The 4,471-nt window shown below is 66.8% G+C and carries 2 protein-coding genes and 1 pseudogene; all 3 read right to left on the bottom strand.

Annotated features, from left to right (window positions below; genetic code table 11):
• Positions 1-26: 26 nt before the first annotated feature.
• Positions 27-2,510 (bottom strand): S49 family peptidase, encoded by a 2,484-nt coding sequence (locus ABEL04_RS07005; protein ID WP_375801672.1) that lies wholly within the window; start codon positions 2,508-2,510, stop codon positions 27-29.
• A gap of 345 nt (positions 2,511-2,855) precedes the next feature.
• The gene (locus tag ABEL04_RS07000) at positions 2,856-3,767 is read right to left on the bottom strand and encodes a TraB/GumN family protein (RefSeq protein WP_375801671.1); all 912 of its coding nucleotides are present in this window, start codon (positions 3,765-3,767) and stop codon (positions 2,856-2,858) included.
• A gap of 417 nt (positions 3,768-4,184) precedes the next feature.
• Positions 4,185-4,471 (bottom strand): annotated as a pseudogene (locus ABEL04_RS06995) (hypothetical protein); the annotation flags it as partial.

Here is a 4,471-nt window from a genome sequence, read left to right as displayed (position 1 = left end):
TGCGACGCAGAAAACGGGACGCACCACTAGTTCGCGTGAGGATACGCATCGGGCGGAAGCAGGACGAGCGGTCCGGGCTGGTGCTTGAGCATGAGGCGGAGGTACGTCTCCGTCGGATCCGTCTGGATCGCTGGCGTCGAATCCGACGTCGACCACAGGGTGTTCATGAAGGTGCCTAGTGGGCCCGGCAGCAGCGCGCTGAAGGTGAAGTCCTTCGTGGGATTGACTTCCCGCACCTTGGCCGCCTCCGGCGAGAGGCCTGCGGCCATCCGGGCGAGCTTAATGGCCCGGGGCAGGCCGCCGATCTTATCGACCAGGCCCGCCTCTTTGCCGTCCCCGCCCGAGTAGATGCGCCCCTTGGCCACGTCGCGGATGTGGGCCTCCGTCGTGTCGCGGCCCTCGGCCACGGTCTCGACGAACTCGTCGTAGCCCTGCCGAAAGACGTCCTCGACGCGGGCCAGCTCGTCGTCGGTAAGCTTGCGGTTGGCCACGGTGACCCCCACGAGCGGGAGTTGAATGCCGCCCTTGAAGAGGTCGGCCCGCTCGCCGCGCTGGACGACGTCGCTCGACAGGCCCGTCTGGTCCGAGAAGCCCTTGTCGTAGAACCAGCCCCCGATGACACCGATGGAGCCGGTGATCGTGTTGGGGCCGGCCAGGATCGTGTCGGCGTGCGCCGACACCCAGTACCCGCCCGAGGCGGCCAGCTGGCCCTGGCTCACGATGACGGGCTTGTTCTTCGCACACGTCTTGATGGCCTCGCCCACCTGTGCGGCGGCGACCGGCGAGCCGCCCGGCGAGTCGACCCGAAAGACGACCGCCGCCACGTCCTCGTCGTCGGCCAACTTGCGGATCTTCTTGCTGAGCTCGCGGCTCCCCATTCCGCTCTTCACCGACGTGGTGCCGATGCCGTACACGACCGCAATTTCGGAGGGGGCGCCCCACTTCCGGGTCGCCGTGGCGATTTGGTCGAGGCCGCTGGCGTCGAGCGACGAGGTCTCCTCCCCCGTGACGGTCCTGAGGAGCCCGCTCCGCTCGTGCCAGCGGGCGAGGGTGTCCACGAGGCCCGTCTGCTTCGCCTCCTGCGCCGTGAGGATCGTCTTTTCGTCCACGAGGCGATTGAGCGAGTCCGGGCCCGGCGGCCGGGCCGCCGTCACGTTATTCTGAAAGAGCTCGTACCGGTCGTTGACGAAGCGCTGGCGCTGGAGGCTGTCGGCCCGTGAGAAGCTCGTGCGCGAAAAGCTCTCTCTGGCCGACTTGTACTTGAAGAAGCGCCAGGATTGGTACCCAATGCCGAGCTTATCGAGCGTCCCTTTGAAAAAGGTCCTGCTGAGCGCGTAGCCCGGCAGCGACAGGTTGCCCTGCGGATCCAGCGCAACGACATCGGCCACGCTGGCGACGTGGTAGGTCGTCATGTCGCCGTTCTCCAGGACGGCCACGATCTTCGTTCCCGCGCTCTGGGCGTTCCGAAGCGCCGTGCGCAGCTCCCAGGCCTGCTCCGGACGAACCTGCAGGCCCGACAGGTTGAGGGCCACGGCGCTGACCCGGGCGCTCTCGCCGGCCTGCCGGACGGTGCGGAGCACTTCGTAAAACCGGTCCGGCTTCTGGGCAAACGGATTGGAAACCGGCGAGCCCCGATACGGAAGCGGCCCTTGGAGCGAGAGCTCCACGTGCTCCTTGCCCGCCCGGAGGCCCTGGGCAATCGCGCTTGGCTCGTACTCCCCCAGCCGAACGCGGTTGACCTGCCGGGCGTAGTCGCCGTTCGGATCGACGCGGCTTCCGCTGTCCAGGCTCAGGCGCCCGAGCCCCAGCCGGAGGCCGACGGAGACGGCCTCACTCTCGAACACGCGCCCTCGCAGGTTGAGCCCCGGGATCACTTCCACGGCCGCCCCGGCGCTCCAGGGCACGTCCGCGAGGGCCTGTCCCTCGCCCCACGCCGCGTCGGCAAACAGGGTGAGGCGCGAGGAGCCGAGGGGGCGCACCCCGATCTCCCCGACCACCTCCCGGTCGTCGGTCTCCAGCGAGACGTTGCCGGTCAGGCCGACCGAGAGGTACGGGCTGGGCCGTGCGATCGTCCCCACCGTGAGGCGATTGTAGCGCCCCAGTGCGGTGGCGTCGCCCGCGTATCCCTGGTAGCCCACACCGGCAGCAAAGTCGCCAGAGCCGCCCGCCAGGCTCACGTGGTAGCCGGTCACGGACAGCGAGCCCCGATTCCGCCGGACGATCGACGAGCCGAGCCCGCCGATGTTTGAGAACAGGCCCCAGTCCCGCACCGACGCCGCGGCCCGACCCTCCGTAGACCACGCCGCGACGAGGTGGTTGCCCGCGAGAGGAGGAAGCGCCGGGTTGGCGTAGCCGAGCAGGCCCTCCCGGAAGCTGGCGGGAGGAGCGCCGAGAAGGTCCGTCGTTTCGTAGTAGGAGGCCATCTCCTGGGCGTGGGCGGGGGGACCGTTCATCGCGAGGCCGAGGAGTAGGGCAACGAGCAGAGCAACGGAAACGCGTAGCAAACGCATCGTGAACGGCTGCGGGTTGGGCGGAGAGAGTGAGAAGGAATGCCGAAACCGCGGAAACGGTCGTCGGCCGCGAGAAATCGTCGGTGGGCCCCAGAACCTGCCGGTCTGATCGCACCTCGACAGGCTTCTAGCTTACGAACGCGGGCATCGTCTGGCAAGCACGTTTCGACGAGTGGGCACTCGTATTCGATGGATGGACGTTTCGGTTGACGAGCGGGGGGCAGCAGACGTCGTGGCGGATCCGCCCCCATCGAACCGGGGACGAACCACATCGCTTTTTCGTCTCCAGTGGCGGACGTCTGCGACGCTCACCGGCGTCGCGGGTGGACGAAGGCCCGGCGCACGTCACTGTTGCTGGACCGTGCACCCCTTCTCGCGGAGCATGGCCACGAGCCCGTCCTCGCCCACCACGTGCCCGGCACCCACGACGATCATCGGGCGCTGCTCGCCGGCGAGCAGATCGGTGATCCGGGGCATCCAGTTCTGATTGCGCTCCACGATGAGGGCCTGGTAGAGGTTGGGGAAGTTCGTCTGCATCTCGTCCTGCACCAGAGTTTCCAGCTCGTCGGCGTCCCCTTGCTGCCAGGCCGCCGCCATGTCGTCGATCATCTGAACGGTGCGGTCGGCTTTCTGCAAGCTGTAGTGCAGGTAGGCCTCCTGACGGTCGGGCGAGAACTGGTCAAAAAACTTGAACTGCTCGGCGGGCGTCTCCAGGGCCACGCGTTTTTTGCCGGCCTTCTTGGCTTTGGTGAAGAAGTGGCGGTCGATGCCGGATTTTCCGCTGTATCCGGCGTTCTTCATCTGCGTGGCCGGAACGACCATAGACATCACCCACGGCTCCATTCGCTGCATGCGGGCCAGCTTGAGCCCGAGCGAGTCGGCCCGCGCCCGCAGCATGGTGTACGTCGAGTCCGCCAGCTCGCCCTTGAGCGTCTTCGATCCCGCGTACATTCCAAGCTGTCGGATGAGGCCCTGTCCCTTGGCCCGGGCGCTGTCGAGATTGGTCTCGACCACCAGGACGTCCGACGCCTGGAAGGCTTTCTCGTAGGCGGAGGGCAGCGGATAGACGTCCGGCTTCATGAAGTGGACGGAGCCGACGAGGTGCCCGACTGTGCGTCCGTCCTTGGAAACGGTCCAGAGCATGTGGTTGCTGCCGTCCTGCGCCGTACTCGTTGGCACGCCGAGCAGCCCAGCCCCGAGAAGGACGGCAAGCAGTACGGAGAGCAGTCGACGTGGATTTGAGAGAGAAAAGTGCATGGGAATAGGGGGATTCGTGAAGGAAAATTGCTTGGAAACCCTGTGCGACTCCGCCCTCCGCTTCCTCGCCAGCTGCACGCCCGGGGCTGCGCCCGGATGTGCGGCCCATCGATCATGGTGGCAATGAAACACACCAGGGCCAGGGCCAGGAACACTGTGCTGGTAAGGACGGAAGTGGTGACGGACGCCGCCGCGAAGCAAGTGATTGCTGCGCTCCAACTCTGCCGCGTGTTCTAGAGCCACGACGGAAGGCGAAAGGCGTCGGAGGAATCGGATCGCTCACTCATGACATCAGCTCATGACATCAGGATGACGTTGCGAAGTCGGGATGCGTCATCGAACGATGAGAAGGCGGTTCTCCACGCGTCCTCAGGAGGCGGTCGGCGAGGGAGGGGGCTCGGGCGACGAGCGGATGAATCAGCCCTTGATCCTCTGCAGCACCCCGTCGGAGCGCCGACCCCCACACGTGGGCTCCCGGACCCGCTCCGGCGGCAGGATGTGTGGGCCGTCGATCGCGGCCGCCGTGAGGCACACGAGGCCAAAGCCGAGGTTGATCAGGGCGAGCCCCGTGCCGATGGTGTCGGAGGTCGTCGCGTGCACCGCGTAGGCGGCCACCAGGCAGGACACGCCGATCGCCCCCCAGTTCTGTCGCGGTTCCTGAAACCAGCGCGACGAATCGGAGCGGTCGTTTGAATCGGTCATGG

This window comes from Salinibacter sp. (assembly GCF_042218895.1).
Classification (GTDB): Bacteria; Bacteroidota; Rhodothermia; order Rhodothermales; family Salinibacteraceae; genus Salinibacter.
Note: the sequence above shows the minus strand (reverse complement) of the source record. Positions and strands in the feature narration are given on the sequence as shown.

Bases quoted from the DNA above. Each gene is read 5' to 3' on its own strand.
- ABEL04_RS07005 (WP_375801672.1), bottom strand. From the start codon at position 2,510: ATGCGTTTGCTACGCGTTTCCGTTGCTCTGCTCGTTGCCCTACTCCTC.
- ABEL04_RS07000 (WP_375801671.1), bottom strand. From the start codon at position 3,767: ATGCACTTTTCTCTCTCAAATCCACGTCGACTGCTCTCCGTACTGCTT.